General features: G+C 63.1%; 11 protein-coding genes and 1 tRNA gene. 4 read left to right on the top strand and 8 right to left on the bottom strand.

The features are described from left to right. Positions 1 to 567: 567 nt before the first annotated feature. From M1E01_RS05185 to M1E01_RS05170, 4 genes are all read right to left on the bottom strand, one after another. Positions 568 to 1986: an ABC transporter substrate-binding protein gene (locus M1E01_RS05185; protein ID WP_457974039.1), complete on the bottom strand. Its 1419-nt coding sequence runs from the start codon at positions 1984 to 1986 to the stop codon at positions 568 to 570. 214 nt (positions 1987 to 2200) lie between these two features. Continuing rightward, positions 2201 to 3244: a hypothetical protein gene (locus M1E01_RS05180; RefSeq protein WP_457974038.1), complete on the bottom strand. Its 1044-nt coding sequence runs from the start codon at positions 3242 to 3244 to the stop codon at positions 2201 to 2203. A 442-nt stretch (positions 3245 to 3686) separates the two neighbouring features. After that, positions 3687 to 3768, bottom strand: a tRNA-Tyr gene (locus M1E01_RS05175). Between the two features lie 116 nt (positions 3769 to 3884). After that, entirely contained in the window at positions 3885 to 4163 is a 279-nt protein-coding gene (locus tag M1E01_RS05170; RefSeq protein WP_457974037.1) for a hypothetical protein, read from the bottom strand. 189 nt (positions 4164 to 4352) lie between these two features. On the opposite strand from M1E01_RS05170, the gene M1E01_RS05165 reads away from it, so the two are divergent. Then, a complete protein-coding gene (locus M1E01_RS05165; protein WP_457974036.1) occupies positions 4353 to 4844 on the top strand; it encodes a YajQ family cyclic di-GMP-binding protein in 492 nt (163 codons plus the stop codon). A gap of 80 nt (positions 4845 to 4924) precedes the next feature. On the opposite strand, the gene htpX is transcribed toward M1E01_RS05165, so the two are convergent. Continuing rightward, positions 4925 to 5794: a zinc metalloprotease HtpX gene (gene htpX / locus M1E01_RS05160; protein WP_457974035.1), complete on the bottom strand. Its 870-nt coding sequence runs from the start codon at positions 5792 to 5794 to the stop codon at positions 4925 to 4927. Between the two features lie 135 nt (positions 5795 to 5929). Beyond that, positions 5930 to 7201: an MFS transporter gene (locus tag M1E01_RS05155; RefSeq protein WP_457974034.1), complete on the bottom strand. Its 1272-nt coding sequence runs from the start codon at positions 7199 to 7201 to the stop codon at positions 5930 to 5932. 76 nt (positions 7202 to 7277) lie between these two features. Here M1E01_RS05155 and M1E01_RS05150 point away from each other — a divergent pair, with 76 nt between their 5' ends. The 3 genes from M1E01_RS05150 (at position 7278) to M1E01_RS05140 (ending at position 9817) form a co-directional block, all read left to right on the top strand. Beyond that, entirely contained in the window at positions 7278 to 7745 is a 468-nt protein-coding gene (locus M1E01_RS05150) for a Fur family transcriptional regulator (protein ID WP_457974033.1), read from the top strand. A gap of 59 nt (positions 7746 to 7804) precedes the next feature. Further along, on the top strand, positions 7805 to 9304 hold the full coding sequence (locus M1E01_RS05145) for a catalase (protein WP_457973541.1): 1500 nt from the start codon (positions 7805 to 7807) through the stop codon (positions 9302 to 9304). 216 nt (positions 9305 to 9520) lie between these two features. Next, on the top strand, positions 9521 to 9817 hold the full coding sequence (locus M1E01_RS05140; protein WP_457974032.1) for a DUF2461 family protein: 297 nt from the start codon (positions 9521 to 9523) through the stop codon (positions 9815 to 9817). Positions 9818 to 9872: 55 nt separating this feature from the next. Here M1E01_RS05140 and M1E01_RS05135 read toward each other — a convergent pair whose 3' ends face one another. Continuing rightward, the gene (locus M1E01_RS05135; RefSeq protein WP_457974031.1) at positions 9873 to 11432 is read right to left on the bottom strand and encodes an amino acid permease; all 1560 of its coding nucleotides are present in this window, start codon (positions 11430 to 11432) and stop codon (positions 9873 to 9875) included. Positions 11433 to 11690: 258 nt separating this feature from the next. After that, positions 11691 to 17309 (bottom strand): peroxidase family protein, encoded by a 5619-nt coding sequence (locus M1E01_RS05130; RefSeq protein ID WP_457974871.1) that lies wholly within the window; start codon positions 17307 to 17309, stop codon positions 11691 to 11693. Positions 17310 to 17495 lie beyond the last annotated feature (186 nt).

The following is a 17495-nucleotide window of genomic DNA, read 5'->3' as shown; positions in this document are numbered from 1 at the left end:
GCGCTGCGCATGATGCCACCGTGGATATCGCCACCAGCAGCGTAAATGCGGAACCAAGGGCCGATAGTCTTTTTGGCTGGAACATCAGTATTGCCTTTCGCGTTAAATTATTCTGCTATCAGCGCTGCCGGTGACCCACGTCATTGGGGAAAATTCAAAGAGCAGCACTGCCAAAAAACACGCGGGCCACAGGCGGACCGAAGGTGCCGCCGGTTGGACGCGAAGCAGGTTTCCCGGGGGGACTCACCGGGCAATGGACCAGAAGGTTACGTTCCGCCTCCTCAACCTAAGACCTTGCTAATTCGCGGACAGGCTTAGAACAGATCATGGTCCTATTTCCCCTGTTTGGAAAGAGTGTCTAATGCGTCTTTTTACGCAAATCAAACGCCGTGATGGCAGCGCTGCGCGCATCCTTCTATTCTGCTAAAGAATGCAGCCCTGAAACTTCAGGATGCAACGTTCCATCACGGAAAAAACGTCATAGACGACTATTCAGTGACGTATTCGGGGAGGTACGAGGAGGATTCGGGACAGCGACCGAGATGGCCGGGCCCAACCCGTTGTCTATCAGTTCAGGGAGCGCAGGATGGAGCGGAGGGTGCTCGCAGCCTTGCTGGCTGCTGTGCTGGGATCGGCCGTGCCGGCAGTGACCTCACCGACGGCTTCGGCGATCGGCAGTTCAGTCATCGCAGCACCGGCCAGATCGCCCCTACCCTGGAGAATGCCCCAGTGGCTGAGGTCGTTGACGCCTTCGAGCAGGGTGGAGAGAACTTCAGCCGAGTAGAACCTGCCCAGAGGTTCCCTCTTGCCGACGCCTACAGGCATGGCGCGCCAGGTATCGGCATATTCTGAGGGCTGGGCCGCTGTGCCTGAACGAACCGGGATCCGTTCATCCGGAGCAGCGGACAGCCACTTTGAGTAGCCGTCACTCAGGAGATATTCCACGAATTGCCGCGCCTGTTCAACGTCAGAGTCGTTGGTGACAGTCCAGGAACTGATCTCGCCAAAATGGGCCGGCGGGGCGCCGCCGTGGCCCTGGATACCCGCCACTACTCCCGTGTTCCTGACCAGGAACCCGGAATCAAGCTTGCATTCCAAACAACTGGGCCTGGCGTCGCTCCGCAGCCCTGCCAGGTCATCCAGCATGAAAGTGGGCCAGATGGCCATTGCTGCCCTGCCGGCAAAGTAGGCACTCCGGACGCTGCTGATGTCCTGGATACCAGGAACGGAGTAGTTCGTGAGCAGGTTGCTGTAGAAGCCGAGCGCACCCACGCACTGCGGACTGTCAAAGGTGATGATGCCCTGCGCGTTGACCAATTCACACCTGTTGCCTTGAGCGATGTGCTCAAATGACTGCTGGGTGAAGGGCTGGCCCGCCTTATTGGCCGCAACGAAGCCCGCGAGGTGGGGCGTGTGCAGCTTCTTTGCGGCCGCCAGGATATGGCCATACGTCGTGGGGGCAGCCAGGCCGGCCTGCGCGAACAGGTCTTTGCGGTAGTACAGGACCTGCTGCCAGGAGGCGGCAGGCACAGCCAACTGGCGTCCGCGGTCGCGGGTCAGCTCGAGGGAGCGTCGCGACCATGTCTCTTCCCCGAGGTTTTTGATCACCGCGGCATTGGCTTCTGGGTTGACATATTTGCTGGCTGCGAGGGTGCGGACATTTCCCAGTGAAATCGCGCCAATGACGTCGGGGAGGTTGCCGGCCGCTGCCGAGGAGGTCAAGGTCTGGTTAAACTCATGTTCCGGAACCCTGATCAGTTCCGCTTTTAGGCCGGTTTCAGCGGTGAACTCTCCGGCGATCGCCTGCATCCTTTCGACCCTGTCGGGAAGTGTGTCCGTGATCCATACCGTGATGTCGTAGACGTCCGGTACATTGGCCGGGGCAACTCCCTGCCCGGCGTTCGGCGTACAACCGGCAACGAGGGCTGCCGCCAGCCCAGCTGCAGTGAGGATGCTGACCTTGGCGCGGCCTCTGGTTCTTTTCACCTCGGTGGTCCTGCCTCGGAAGTGCCGCTGGGGCTGAAAGCGACCGGCAGCTGACGGAGACCCGCCGCGTTCGGGACTTACACTTCAAGGTTATCGCCGGGTATAGCGGATGTCAGTAGCGATCCCTGACGCAGAACTCAGTGAGGGGAAATCGAAGGGAAGATGAAAACCGGCCCAACTGGTGTTTCCACTGCCTGGGCCTGGTGGTTCTTGGCTAGGGTGCGGAACGCGTACCTGCGTCCGTGCCCGACCCCGACGTTGGAACAAACTCCCAGTCGAAGGACCCGTTGTCTCGTAGTGTCATCCGAAGGAACCCGTGGGTGTCGCTGAACCGCTTCACGATGTACTCCGGGCTGCTGGTGAAGGAGCGGAGACCGATACCTCCTGTGGAAACCTGGAACGCTGTCATCCCGTCACTGACGCACTGGTCAGCGTTGTTCACCGGACATGAGCGTTCGTAGTTGTGTTGTGACCCTGACAGGGTCAGACGGACCCGGTGCTTCCACATCACGTCGATCCACGGCTTGTGGTCACGGGCCCGCTTATGTTCTTTCGTGTTCGAGGTGAAGTACGGTTCGTGGTGCACGACGGCCAGGTGTTTACCTGCCGCCTTGGCAGCAGCCAGGTCGTCGTCCAGCCACGTCGTCAACGCCCGAGCCTCCTCAGGGTTGTACCGCCAATGCGCCGATGACAGGAATGCGAAGTGCCAGTTTCCGAAGTCCTTCGAGTACGGTTTCCCGTTCCCGATGAATCCACGCTGCTGGTTGATCGCAGCCTTCGCCCGAGACCCCGGGCATTGGCCATTCATAAAGTTGTCGAGGTCTTCGTTCCGGCCGGGTTTCCAGTCGTGGTTGGGCGCGGACACCCAGTACAACTTGGGCTTCGTGCCACCCCACAGCGGCGTCCAGTACTTCACGTAGTCAGCGCAGTACGCAACGTCATACTGGAAGTCCCCGAGCCCCAGGAACGCGTCAATCTGGTTGTTCCGCACGAGCCGGGTGATTGCCGCACCGTTTCGGCCGGACGGGCTGTCAGGATCAACGTTCCTGACGCCGTTCATGTCACCGACAGCAGCGATCCGAACGTCACGCGCAGGCGTCCTGTTGGGGGATTGTGGCGAACTCGCTGCGACAGTCGTTGTGGCTTGCGACTCTCCCCCGGCAGTGTTCCCACCGCCGATAGAGAGGGCCACGCCCGAAAGGATAGCCACGCCTAAGAGAAATGCGGACGTTCCGGCGATAACACGATTGCGGCGCATGAGGGCGTTCCTCCCTTCGGGGCTGGTGCGGTGAACCACTTAGGGCATATCGGGCGGCAGGCCCGGTAGGTCCATTTCCGAGTGTAGAACAACCGCGAACGATCACAGAACGCCACGGTTCTGCCCGGAATCCGGCACAACCAGCTCTCCGAGTCGTGCATGAACTCGCGGAGCTCCTGGGGCACCGGCAGGCAACCGTAATCTTCCTGGCCCACCCGATCGCGTCCTGGCGCGTCGGCAGCTCCAGCAGGTGAACCCGCTCTTGAATGCCGAGCCCGGATAGATCCCGGTGCTCACCGACCCGTCGGCGGAGACCAGCACGGGGACCGGCTTCCTCCTCGACCCCGCCGTCGAATACCATTCGGGCGTCATCCTCCTGATCGAGGGCATGAAAAAACCCGCCCTCCCTACGTTTCGCAGGTCAGACGGGTTTTCCCGTGGGTGGCAGATGAGGGATTCGAACCCCCGTAGGCGTTGCCAGCTGATTTACAGTCAGCCCCCTTTGGCCGCTCGGGTAATCTGCCGAACTTCAAAGAAGTTACCCGGGTCATTGCTTCCAGCAACCGCGGGCAAGACAACTTTACAGAACTTCTGCCGAAGAATCGAATCGAGGCAGAAAGGCCCGGAAATCCGCTGAAAATCAGGCTTCACCGAGGATGCGCCCGGCAAGTTTCTCCTCGAAGCGCAGAGCCTGCTCCTCGGTGATTTGGTTGAGCTCCACGGCGCGCTGGAGGTCGGCGTGGACACCGTCCAGCCTGGAGGAAGCGTCAGCCGCCGGGCTGAGGATGATCGATGCGGCCACCGCAGCGGCCGTGACTGAAGTAGCTGCAGCGGCTGTGACTGAGGAGGCCGCGGCGCCGATCGCGCCGGCAGCGGTTGCGGTTGATCGGCTGACAGAGCGGACTGCCTTGTGGGTCATTGCGTTCCTTCCGGGCCTGCTTTTCCGACTTCTACAACTTTGCGCGGCTTGTCTTCGTTCCCGCCGTGCCTCCGCTGTGAGTGAACTGTGAAAGGAGGTGCACCGTCACAACCCGCCTATCCGTACTACGCTGGAATGCAGATATCAACGCCCCGCACCGGCGAAGCAAGCACGAGCAAAAGGAGAGTCATGGCAGGCGAGTCCACATTCGACGTCGTAAGCAAAGTAGACAAGCAGGAAGTGGCGAACGCACTGCACCAGTCCCAGAAGGAGATCGCCCAGCGCTACGACTTCAAGGGCGTTGGGGCGGAGATTGACTTCAGCGGGGACAAGATCCTGCTGAAGGCAAACTCGGAGGACCGCGTGCTGGCCGTGCTGGACGTTTTCCAGTCCAAGCTCATCAAGCGCGGCATCTCGCTGAAGTCCCTTGAGCAGGGCGAGCCGTATCCGTCGGGTAAGGAGTTCCGCCTGGAATGCTCCATCAAGGAGGGCATTGCGCAGGACCTCGCCAAGAAGATCAACAAGCTGATCCGCGACGAAGCCCCCAAGTCCGTCAAGTCCCAGATCCAGGGTGACGAGCTCCGCGTGACTTCCAAGTCCCGCGATGACCTTCAGGCTACGATGGCCCTGTTGAAGGACTTCGACGAGGCCGACCTGCAGTTCGTCAACTTCCGCAGCTAATCTGCAAAAGCTGGCGTGCAGCGTCGGAGCGACCGGGGTGACGTGCTGGGGCGGCGGGCCAGGGAGTACGACGGCGGCCGTCAGCGAAGCGGCCGGGCCGCCATCCGCTCCAGCCGGGCAATGCGGTCCGGCATGGGCGGGTGGGTTGCGAAGAGCTTGGTCATCGTCCCGCCACGGAATGGATTGGCGATCATCAGGTGTGAGGTGTTGACCAGCCGCTGGTCCTGCGGTAGCGGTGCCACTTGGACCCCTCGATGGATTTTTCGCAGCGCCGAGGCGAGCGCCAGCGGGTCTCCGGTCAGCTTCGAGCCGTCCTCGTCGGCGTCGTACTCCCTGGTCCGCGAGATGGCCACCTGGATGAGGGAGGCCGCCAGCGGAGCGAGCAGTGCCATGGCAATGAGCGCGAGCGGGTTCGAGTTCCTGCGGTCGCCGCCGCCGAAGAACAGCAGCATTTGACCCACCGAGGTGATGACGCCGGCCACGGCGGCAGCCACGGACGACGTCAGGATGTCGCGGTTGTAGACGTGCATGAGCTCATGGCCCAGAACGCCGCGCAGTTCGCGCGGATTGAGAAGTTGCAGGATCCCTTCCGTGCAGCAGACGGCCGCGTTTTTCGGGTTGCGGCCGGTTGCGAAGGCATTCGGCGTCATGGTGGGCGAAACGAAAATCCTGGGCATGGGCTGGTTCGCGCGGACCGAGAGCTCCCGGACCATCTGGTACAGCTGCGGCGCCTCCAGCTCGGATACCGGATACGCCTGCATCGAGCGCAGTGCGATCTTGTCGCTGTTCCAGTATCCGTAGGCAGTGGTTCCCACGCCTACGAGTGCCATAAGCCAGATGGGCGCCGAACTGCGCATGCTCGTCCCGATCAGCGCGCCAAGGCCGAGAAGCACCGCCCACAGCACTCCAAACAACGCCGCCGTCTTAAGTCCGTTGTAATGCTTGTGCACTCCGATTCCCTTCCTTCCTGCACTTGAATTCTCCGCCGGCGGGCCCACATTGATACCGCATTCACTACAACGAGATCCGCAGTGAAAAATGTTCCACGTGCAGAGTTGGCCGGGACCTGAAACCTGTTGCCGGAGTCAGGGAACCGGGTGCCGGGCGTCGTACTGCAGGAAGCCGGATTGCCGCTGTGCCACCGCCCAGGCGACCACAATGCACAGGATTCCGCCGATCAGCAGGACCCAGCCTTCACTTAGGATTTTAGTGCCGCCGCCGGCCAGCATGTCCCCGATTCTCGGCCCTCCGGCGACCACAACAATGAAGACCCCTTGGAGCCTCCCGCGCATATGGTCGGGCGTCGCGGCCTGCAGGATGGTGGTGCGGAAGACTGCACTTACGGAGTCGGCGATCCCCGCCAGGGCGCAGCACAGCGCGGCGGGCAGCAGCCACAGGGTTGCCCCCTCGCTTTCGGACCGCCCGGCCAGCACCACCACCAGGCCGAACCCGCCGATGGACGCGCCCCAGCCCATGACCGCCCACACCACGGCGCTGCCCTGCCTCCGCACCGAGCCCAGGGGGCCGGAAAAGAGTCCGGCGAGGAATGCACCGATGGCGGTGGACGCGAGCAGTATGCCCACCGTGGTTTCACCGCCGCCGATCATGAGCGCCGCAACGGCAGGCATCAGCGCCCGCGGCTGGGCCAGGATCATGGCGACCAGGTCGATGATGAAGGTCATCCGCACGTTGGGCCGCGTGCCCAGGAATGTGAAGCCCTCGACGACGGAGCGGAGCCCGGCCCTTCCCACCTTCCCAGCAGGCGGCATGGGCGGGAGCCTGAGGAGCGCCCAGAAAGCGAACGCGAAACTCACCACGTCGATCGTGTACGTCCAGCCAAAGCCAACGGATGCCACCAGCACACCGGCGAGCAGCGGGCCCGCGGTCATGGCCAGGCCGAAGGTCACCATGCTGAGGGCGTTGGCAGCAGGCAGGAGTTCCTTGCGGACCAGCATGGGGATGATTGCGCTGCGGGCAGGCTGGTTGATCGCCTGGGCGCCGCTTTGCACAGCCACCAGCCCATAGAGCAGCCAAACGTTTCCCACCTCCAGCCAGGCCTGCACTGCCAGTCCGGCCACGGCTGCCCACATCACCAGTGACGAGATCAGGGCTACCTTGCGCCGGTCGTGGGCGTCGGCGATGGCGCCTCCCAGCAGCCCGCCCGCCACCAGCGGAATGAGTGCGAAGATGCTGAGCAGGCCAACGTAGAGGCTGTCCGAAGTGACCCGGTACACCTCCAGGCTGACGGCAACGAGGGTGAGCTGGCTTCCCACACTGGCGACCGAGGATCCCACCCACAGCCGGCGGAATTCGGGGCTTTCGCGCAGCGGAGTGATATCAGCCAAAAGTTTGCCCACCCGGCAACTCTAGCCGCGCCGGGAAGTTAGCTCACCCTTATTGTGATCTAGTCAAAATAAGTGCTTCAATGGACTCATGATGGATCACCCGGAAAGCCACGAAGCATGGGCCGCTGCCCTGCGTGCCCACGGCCGCCGGGTGACCAAGCAGCGGCTGGCGGTGCTGTCCGCCGTCGAACACCACCCGCACTCCCCGGCGGAGAACATCCTGGCTGCGGCCCGTGAAGAACTGCCGGAACTGACGGCGCAGTCCGTCTACGTGGTGCTCGGCGACCTGACAGACCTACAGATGCTGCGGCGCTTTGAACCACCGCACTCCCCCGCCCTGTACGAAACCCGTGTGGGCGATAACCACCATCACGCGATCTGCATCAGCTGCGGACGCGTGGAGGACGTTGACTGTGCCGTCGGCCATGCTCCCTGCCTGACCCCGCACTGGAGCGAGGATTCCAAGCCCATGACCATCCAGATCGCGGATGTCATGTATCAGGGGATCTGCACAGAATGCCAGCGGGCCCAAAAACTTCCTGCAAAACGTAACTGACCAGACCTCGGCAGACGTCGAAAACTGACACTGTCGAAAAACCAACAATGAGGAGAAAGATGACCTTGAACATCTCTGCGCCTGCCGTGTCCACCACCCAGTCAGGTGCCCCGGTCACGTCCGATGCCCACTCGAAGTCCGTCGGCGCCGACGGCGCCATCATTCTCACGGACCACTACCTGGTGGAGAAGCTCGCGCAGTTCAACCGTGAGCGCGTTCCGGAGCGTGTGGTGCACGCCAAGGGCGGCGGCGCGTTCGGTACGTTCAAGACCACCGAGGACATCTCCAAGTACACCAAGGCCGCGTTCCTGCAGCCCGGCGTCGAGACCGAGATGCTGATCCGTTTCTCCTCCGTTGCCGGTGAGAACGGCTCCCCCGACACCTGGCGTGACCCGCGCGGTTTCGCCGTGAAGTTCTACACCTCCGAGGGCAACTACGACCTGGTGGGCAACAACACCCCGGTGTTCTTCATCCGCGACGGCATCAAGTTCCCGGACTTCATCCACTCCCAGAAGCGCCTGCCGGGCACGCACCTGCGTGACGCTGACATGCAGTGGGACTTCTGGACCCTCTCCCCCGAGTCCGCGCACCAGGTCACCTGGCTGATGGGTGACCGCGGCCTGCCCGCGTCCTGGCGCGAAATGCAGGGCTACGGCTCGCACACCTACCAGTGGATCAACGCCGAAGGCGAACGGTTCTGGGTGAAGTACCACTTCAAGTCCAACCAGGGCGTGAAGAACATGACGTCCGAACAGGCCGAGGCCCTCGCCGGTTCGGACGCGGACTACTACATCCGGGACCTGCACGAAAACATCGAAGCCGGCAACCTGCCCTCCTGGGACCTGCACGTGCAGGTCATGCCCTACGAGGACGCCAAAACCTACCGCTTCAACCCCTTTGACCTGACCAAGGTCTGGCCGCACGCGGACTACCCGCTGATCAAGGTCGGCACCATGGAACTGAACCGGAACCCGGAGAACTACTTCGCGCAGATCGAACAGGCCACCTTCGCGCCGTCGAACTTCGTGCCCGGCATCGCCGCGTCCCCGGACAAGATGCTGCAGGCCCGCATCTTCTCCTACGCCGACGCGCACCGCTACCGGGTGGGAACCAACCACGCCCAGATCCCGGTGAACCAGCCCAAGAGCCAGGTCAACAACTACAGCCAGGACGGCGCGGGACGCTACCTGTTCAACGCCCCCTCCGTGCCGGTCTACGCACCTAACACAATGGGCGGACCGGCCGCCGTGGAGCCGCAGAACCCCGCCGGCGGGTGGGAGAACGACGGCGAGCTGACCCTCGCCGCGCACTCCCTGCACGCCGAGGACGGCGACTTCGTCCAGGCCGGCACGCTCTACCGCGAAGTCTATGACGACGCCGCCAAGGCCCGACTGCTCGAAACCATCACCGGCGCCGTGGGCGGCGTGAAGAGCCCCGGCATCAAGGAACGCGCCATCCAGTACTGGACCAACGTCGACGCCGACCTCGGAGCCAAACTCCGCGCCAACCTCGGCGCAGCCACCCTCTCCGAGGCAGAAGCAGCCAACAAAATCGGCTAACCACCCAACCTGAGGACACGTCCACGGACTCCTCCAACAACACGTCCAAAGACACGGAAACCCCGCTGCAGCACAACCGCAGCGGGGTTTCCTGCGTCCGACAGTTCTGCGCCACGCCGCGGCCGCAGATGAGAGTGTGCTTGCACAGCTGGAGTCCCAGTTCGGACCAGGCAGAATTTTCCGCCTCAGCCGGGAAGCAGCTGCAGCGCATCGTGGATGCCCATAGCGGCAGCAGGATTCGCTATCGACGGCGACAAGCTAAAAACGGTTCCGCGAGGCTTTCCGGAGGACCATCCCCGCGCGGAACTCCTGAAACACAAATCACTGTCCGCCAGCCTTCTTCTCGGCGAACCGGACTGGCTGGACTCTCTGGAGGCCGGGAGTCACATCGCCGTACTGTGGGAACAGCTCCGACCGGTGATCGACTGGGTCAGCCGCGCCGCCCTTGAAACCGCCAACGCCGCCCCACCGGCACCGCATGAGGACGGCACCGGCAGGGCGGCGTTTGAATAATGCGTGGTGTGTGACGGCGGCTTGCGTCACGACGTTAGAGTGACGCTGCAGTTGGTCAGACCTTCGTCAGGAGGTTCTGATCGTCGTCGTCGCGGTCGGCGTCGGCCGTCCGGGTCCGGCCGTCCACGGCTGCTTTAGCGTCGGCAAATTTCTCGTTGAGGCGGGAGTGTCGCTGCCCGTAGGCGACGTAGATGGCCATGCCCACGGCGAGCCAGATTCCGAAGAAGATCCAGGTTTCCACTGCCAGGTTTGTCATGAGGTACAGGCACAGCAGTGCGGAGACGACCGGGAGCACCTTGCCGAAGGGCACGCGGAAGGCCGGCTTCAGGTCCGGACGCTTCTTCCGCAGCACCAGGATTCCCAGGCTGACCATGACAAACGCGGAGAGGGTTCCGATGTTGATCATTTCTTCGAGCAGGTCCACGTTGGTCAGACCAGCGACCAGTGCTACGGCGGCGCCGCAGATGATCTGCAGGCGGGCTGGGGTCGCACGCTTTTCGCTGGTCTTGGACAGAGAGCGCGGCAGGAGACCGTCGCGGCTCATCGCCAGCACCACGCGGGAGAGACCCATCAGCAGCACCATGATCACGGTTGTCAGGCCAATCAGCGAACCGAAGGCAATGATCTTTGCCGCGTCGGTGTTTCCCACGGCCTCGAAGGCCGTGGTGAGCGTCGGGTTCTCGACCTCGGCAAGCTGCTTGTAGGAGACCATGCCGGTAAGGGCCAGGGACACCAGAATGTACAGCAGGGTGACGAGGGCCAGGCCGCCGAAGATGCCTCGGGGAAGGGTCTTCTGCGGGTTCTTGACCTCCTCAGCCGAGGTCGCCACGACATCGAAACCAATGAACGCGAAGAACACCAGGGCTGCGCCGGCGAAGATGCCGAGCGTTCCGTACTGGGCCGGAGCGGCACCGGTGAGGAAGCCGAAGAACGACTGCTTCATCACATCCGCGGCGCCGGCACCTGCTGTGGGTTCGGAGGCGGGAACGAACGGCGCGTAGTTGGCAACCTTCAGGTACGTAAAGCCGACAACAATCACGAAAATGACCACGCCGATCTTGATCAGCGTGAAGATGTTGCCCACGCGTGCGGAGAGCTTCGTTCCCAGCACGAGCAATACGGTGAAGACCGCAACGATAAGGAACGCCCCCCAGTACAGGTCGACGCCGCCGAGTGAAATGGCAGGCGGAATCTCCATGCCCATGAGCGCGAAGACCTTACTGAGATAGATGCCCCAGTACTTGGCAATAACGGCGGCGGCCGTGAAGAGCTCCAGGATGAGGTTCCAGCCGATAATCCAGGCCAGAACTTCACCCATGGTGGCGTAGGTGAAGACATATGCGGAACCGGCCACGGGGATTGCCGTCGCAAATTCTGCGTAGCACATGATGGCGAGGGCGCAGGTGATCGCGGCCACCACGAAGGAGACCGTGACGGCAGGGCCGGCAAAATTGGCTGCGGCCTTGGCGCCCACAGAGAAGATGCCGGCGCCAACTGCAACGGCGACGCCCATGATCATCAGGTCCCAGGTGCTCAGGGAGCGCTTTAGCTGGCGTCCGGGCTCATCGGCGTCAGCTATTGACTGCTCGATGGATTTGGTCCGGAAAAGGTTCATAGGAGGTCCACAATCCTGGTTGGGTGGGAAACAGACCTAGCAATAATAGTGTCCATGCAGTGGACGCCTACATTTGTCCCGCATGGTGAGACAGCGAGGGTTGTTTCGAACCCAAAACCACGCCCGGGCCTCCTCCGCGCTGCGGCTGCGCGGTGTTGTGAAGGCCCGGGCGTGGTGTCCGGGGGCACCAGCCGGGAAGCTGATGCCGGAACCGCCGCCCAGGTCCAGGATGGGAGCCGGGCAGCAGTTCCTCAGCGGCTAGCTGATGGCGGTCATGGTGTTCCATCCCCCGCCGGCCGAACTCCGGGTCGGGAAGACGCCAGTGCCGTTGCCCAGGTAGGACCACAGCACACCACTGGAATCCCTGGCCACCAGGTCGGCTCTTCCGTCACCGTTCACGTCGCCGGTTCCGCTGATGACGTTCATGACGCCCCAACCGGCGCCCACACGGACCCGTGTCGGGAACGTCCCGGAACCATTGCCCAGGTAGGACCACAACACACCGCTCGTATCCCTGGCCAGCAGGTCGTTCCGGCCGTCACCGTTCACGTCCCGAATGGCACTGATGGCGTTCATGACGCCCCAACCTGCGCCGACACGGACCCGTGTCGGGAACGTGCCGGAACCGTTGCCCAGGTAGGACCACAACACGCCACTGGTGTCCCGGGCCAGCAGGTCAGCCCTGCCGTCACCGTTCACGTCACCTGAGGCGGTGATGGCGTTTATGATGTTCCAGCCGCCGCCGACCCTGGTGCGGGTCGGGAATGTACCGGAACCGTCGCCCAGGTAGGACCACAGGACGCCACTCGTATCCCGGGCCAGCAGGTCAGCCCTGCCGTCACCGTTCATGTCGCCTGCGGCGCTGATGGCGTTCATGATGTTCCAGCCGCCGCCGGCCCTGATGCGGGCCGGGAAGGCGCCCGATGCATCGCCGATGTAGGTCCAGAGCACACCGCTCGAATCCCTGGCCAGCAGATCGGCGTTGCCGTCACTGTTGAAGTCGTGCAGCGCGGTCAAGAGGCCCACAACGTTGGCTGGCGTAACTGCCGCCGATGTCTGGGAGGCCGTTACATAGCCGGTTTTGGTGCCGGTTACCCGGACGGTCACGGCCTTGCCCGCATCACCCGCCTTCAGGGTGTAGCTCGATGCCGTGGCTCCGCTGATCGCGACGCCATCGGCCAACCACTGGTACGTCAGCGTCACCGGAGCAGGTCCCCAGATACCGGTATTGGCCTGCAGGACGGCGCCTACGACAGGCGTTCCCGTTATGGTCGGGACGGCGGTCACCAGCACCGGCACTGCTGGGGTGACCGTATTGGTGACTACTGCCGTGCTCTCGCCGTGCACGTTCGTGGCCTTGACCTCGAACTTAACCGCGGTGCCGTTGGGCAGGCCGGTGATGACCACGCTGGTGGCATCCCCCTCTGCCTGTGCTGTCCCACCGGTGGGTGTCCCATCCGCGTTCAGTACCCGGATGGTGAAGCCCTCCGTGATGCCGCCGGTTTCGGCAGCACTGAAGTTCACCGTTGCCGAAGCATTCCCGGCAGTTGCCCTAACACCGGTGGGTGCACTCGGTGCCACGGAGTCCGCGAAGACCAGGGTTTCAATGTTCCGAAGGGTGTCGGTTCCGTCGGGACCCGCGTTGTTGTGCGTCACCGTGGTCACGCCGTTGCTTTCGGTAACGGTGTAGTTGGCCTCGATGTCGGAGAAAACGGCCTTGTCGCCGGCGCCACTGGCTGTGAGGATCTCCCTCACCACCACGATGTTGCCTGGATTGACCTTGCCGGCGAAAACATCCGCCTGGAGGGTCGCGCCTGTCAGGGCTCCGGCCTCGTTCTTGAGGTACTGGACATTCATTCCGCTGGCGCTGCCGATCTCTGCGCCGGTGTCGTTACGGACGCTGAGCCGGACACTGAGATAACGGTCACCATCGATGATGTCGTTGCCGCCGCGTCCTTCCAGGATGTCACTGCCGCCGCCGCCGAGGAGGATGTTGCCTGCTCCCCAGGCCATGGCGTTCTCGGACTTGTCCAGAATCGGGCAGTCCTTCGATGCCGAAGCTGCGATCACGTCCGCGATCGGTGTGGTCCGTGCTGTATCCGGGACCAACTCGTTGAGCCCGGCAATACGGTTGACGCCGTGCACATCCAAGACGTTGCAGCCGATGAAGCCGCCGCCGCCGCGCTGGCTCGGGATGATGTCATCGCCGCGGAGCTTGTCGTTGAGCGGGCCCCCGGAGAGTGCCTCGACTTCGTTGTACCTGTCGCGGACGCCAACGGCGAGGATGTCCAGCGGCAGGATGGGCAGATCGAGGTCGGCGTCCTGCGGCTGCGGATCGTGCAGGCCGATCTCCCAGTCGTAGCCCGACGCGCCGGCGATCTTTTCGATGCCCGGACCTGCAAGGCCGATGTCGTCGCCGCCCTCCATGTCGTAGTCATCGTCGCCGCCCTGGCCGATGAGGATGTCGTGGCCCGGCTTCTGCGAGTCGTCCAGGAAGAAGAGGTTGCTGGAGTCACCGATCATGAGGTCCGGCTCGTCACCGCCTTCCTGCCAGTCGTCGCCGCCGTCGCCGAAGACAACATCTTCACCCTGTCCGGCGATGGCGAAGTCGTTGCCTTCACCCAGGAACGTTTCGTTGAAGTTGGCTCCGCCGTTGGTAAAGTCGCTGCCGTCGCCGCCCATGATGATGTCGAGTCCGGGTCCGGCGTCGATCGCGTCGTTGCCGGGTCCGCCCTTGTGCACGTCGTCACCGGCGATATCGGTGATGATGTCATCGCCTTCGCCGCCCAGTGCGACGTCGGCTCCGTCGCCGCCCTCGAAGACGTCGTTTCCTTCGCCGCCCCAGAAGGTGTCGTTGTCGTTGCCGCCGTAGGCGCGGTCAGCATTGAAGGTACCGTTGAAGACGCTTTGGCCATTGATGCCCGAGGGGTCAACCGTGTTGGTCATCCGGTACTTGATGGTGCCGTCGGGCATGCGGATCAGGACCTTGCTCTCGTTGCAGTCCGAGGCCGTGTCGTCGGCGACTGTGTTGCCGAAGCTGTTGAAGCCGTCACGCGTGCCGGCCAGGTTCTTCAGTTCGAACTTGCAGTCGGCAGTCGCGAAGGCGTCCGCCTTAAGCGCCTGGGCGTTGGTGTTGCGCATCACGAGCTCGGCGAAGGAGTTGCCTTCGAGCTGTGCACGAAGGTTCATGCCGGGCGTGCGTGCCAGGTAGTAGAACCGGTCGCCGTTCTGGAGCTCCGTCAGCTGCTGTTCGAAGACGAAGTTGAAGGTGCTGCCCAGCAGGCCGCCGAACATGTTGGTGCGTTCCGCGAGCCCGCCCATCCACAGCTCCACGTCGTCCAGTCCGGTCTGCGAGTGCCCCTCTTTGTCCGACCAGGTCTCGCCGACGCTGTTCATGAAGGCAGCAGCGTCTGCCGGAGCAACATCCCCTGCCGCGGTGTCCGGGTTGACGATGGCACGTGCTGCGTCCCGGCGTGACTTCAGCGACGCTGGCTTGTCGTCCGCCGTGCCCACAGCGTTGTCCGCTCCGGCGTCCGTGAGGATCGTGGGGTGCTTGCCGTAGGCGGCAACAAAGTTGATCAGGGATTCCGGGTGCTTGAGGTTTTCCCCGAAGTCAATCCAGTTGACGTACGGCTTGAGCTGGCCGTCGTTGGTCTTGGCGTGCAGTTCCTTCCGGAAATTATTCAGCGTTGGCACGCCTTCAGACCTGGCCCGCGTCATGTTGATCGCGGCAAGGTCCAGGGGAAGTCCCAGCAGGTTGTTCCGAAGCGTGTCCGTGACGAACTCGTCCAGCTCATTGCCTACCTGGTCAGACATGCCCATCACGATGCTGCCGGCTGCCTCTTTTGAAGTCAGAGCTCCGGCATCGCCGCCGTCGGTGTAGGCCGGCGGGTTGAGGAAGCCCTCAAGCAGGGAAATGTCGTTCTGGGAACCGCGGATATCATCGGACGTTCCGTGAATCGTGTCCGTTCCGGGCTTGTCCTCGTTCCGCCGCGAGATCGTCTCGGTAAGCATCGAGTGGCCGAACCGGTACACGGCATGCGCAAATTCAGCCTTAACTGCGGGGTTGATGTCCGTCTGGGTGAAGGCGAACGGCTGGAAGGGGTTGATCAGCGGCTGGATCTTGCGGGCAAACTCTTCGAAGACCAGGTGCTGGTACTCCATCTCCGTGATGAAACGGGCTGCTTGGAAGAGGCGTTCGCCGAAGTCGAAGGTAGCGTCGCCGACGGCCTTGTACTCTGCCAGCAAGGACTCATTTTCCGGCTTGGCCAGCGTGGCGTTGATGTCGTCAACCAGGCGGTCGTGCTCTGAGTGGAACACCTGGTGGATGGCGGTGAGGCCGATGTTTTCGTTGACGCGGCCGTCACCGGCGATGAAGTGCGCATTCAGCATCTCGTCGTCGTAGGTTCCCCGTGGCTGCTTCGCGAAATCGGCAGAGGCAGTGGTGTCGGTGTCCTTGGTAGGGGCCACGGGGGCTGTGGCCGGGTTGTGATCGAGGTCCTTCGGTGACGGATCGGCGTTATGCGCGATGTCCGTCAGGAACGGGGTGTTGAAGTACCGCACGTCGGAGGGAACAAGGGTTCCCGTCCCGCCGTTGTCAGCCGGATTGGCCTCGACCTCGCCGCTGGCGGTCATGAACACTGGCAAGCCGCGAGCCGGCCCGGGGATAAAGTTGCCGTACAGGTCGACCTTGAGCATCGGGACGTTCAGGGCGTCCTTGTCCTCCAGCCGGATTCCCAGGACATCCTTGGCCTGCTGCTTGGTCACAGCCCATGTGGCCATGCCATCTTCGCCGGGGCCTACAGGGCCGCCCAGGAGCTTGCCGGTGGCGCTCGGCTTTCCGGTGGCGTCCTTGACATACTCCCGCAGGAATACCTGGTGGGAGGGGTGGGAGGCGTACGTCTGGCTCTGGTCCACCCAGGGGGAATCGGTGTTAAGCGCGTCCTGGACGTCATCCTTGCTTTCGTCCACGTCAGCTGTCTTAGGGTCGTCGCCCAGGATGCCGTCTGCCCCCGGCTGGTTCAAACCGCGGGTAAGGGCCATGAAGCGCATGTGCACGGGCAGGTCATCGCCCTCCACAACGTCACGCGTTGCGGGGTTATCGACCCCCTCAACCGTGGTTGTCGCCGGATCGTCGTCGAATTTATGGTTCGGCCCCGCGATCAGCGGGTCATCGGCCTTCAGCGGAACATAGACTGATCCGCCGCCCTTCACCGTCTGGTCGATGCCGTGGTCGAAGAACTGGCCGAACAGGGTGAAGAGGGAGTTGTACGGCGGCGAGAGACCGACGTCGGTGGTGATGTTCGGGATGAACAGGGTGCTGTAGGACGGAACGCAATCAGCCGGATCGGCGGCAACGGGCGGCTCGGCCAGCGGATCGGGATCCGTTTTGCAGGGGACTACACCCTCATTGTTCTGGCTCCGCACGGGGTTGCCGGCTGCTGAGACTGCTGCCGGGTTGGTGGAGGTCTGGTCGGCGATCAGGTTGCTGATGACTCGCGGCTGCGAGTCATACACGTCGCCCTTCTTTTGGGCGTACGTCGACTCCACCGATGGATCGCGCATCGCGTTTTCGGCAGCTTTGTACGTGGGGGTGGCGAGGCGCGGGAAGACCTGGTCCGCGGCGCCGTAGTTGTCCTGTCCGGGCTCGAGGTGGTTGCAGCTTCCGTCGACGGTGCGCAGCCCGAGCGATAGCATCGGGCTCGCGAGCTGGTTCTTCAGCGCGCCGCAGGGGCCGGTCTCAAAAGTCGTGTCCGCCACGTGCTTCTCGGCGATCTTGATCTGCTGCAGGATGAATGAGAGATCTGAGGGGGTGACGTTGAAGCCCGCTCCTTCCGGAGCCTGCACGGCGTTCGCAGCGACCACCGGAAGCCCCATTGCCGCCGGCAGCGCGAGGGTCGTTACAGCCGCAATCAGCCGGAAGGACACCGGCCGGCTACGTCGTTTGTTGCGGCGTTCCCGCCGGTTCAATGGTGGATCCGTGGGGGCTCCGGATCTGTTGTGATCCGCGCCCCCGTCTGACTTCCAGGCTGAGAGTTTCATGGCGCACCTGCCGCTAGGAGG

It is taken from the genome of Arthrobacter sp. D1-17, from assembly GCF_054130535.1.
The sequence above is the reverse complement of the archived record's forward strand: the minus strand, read 5'-3'. Positions and strand labels throughout refer to the sequence as shown.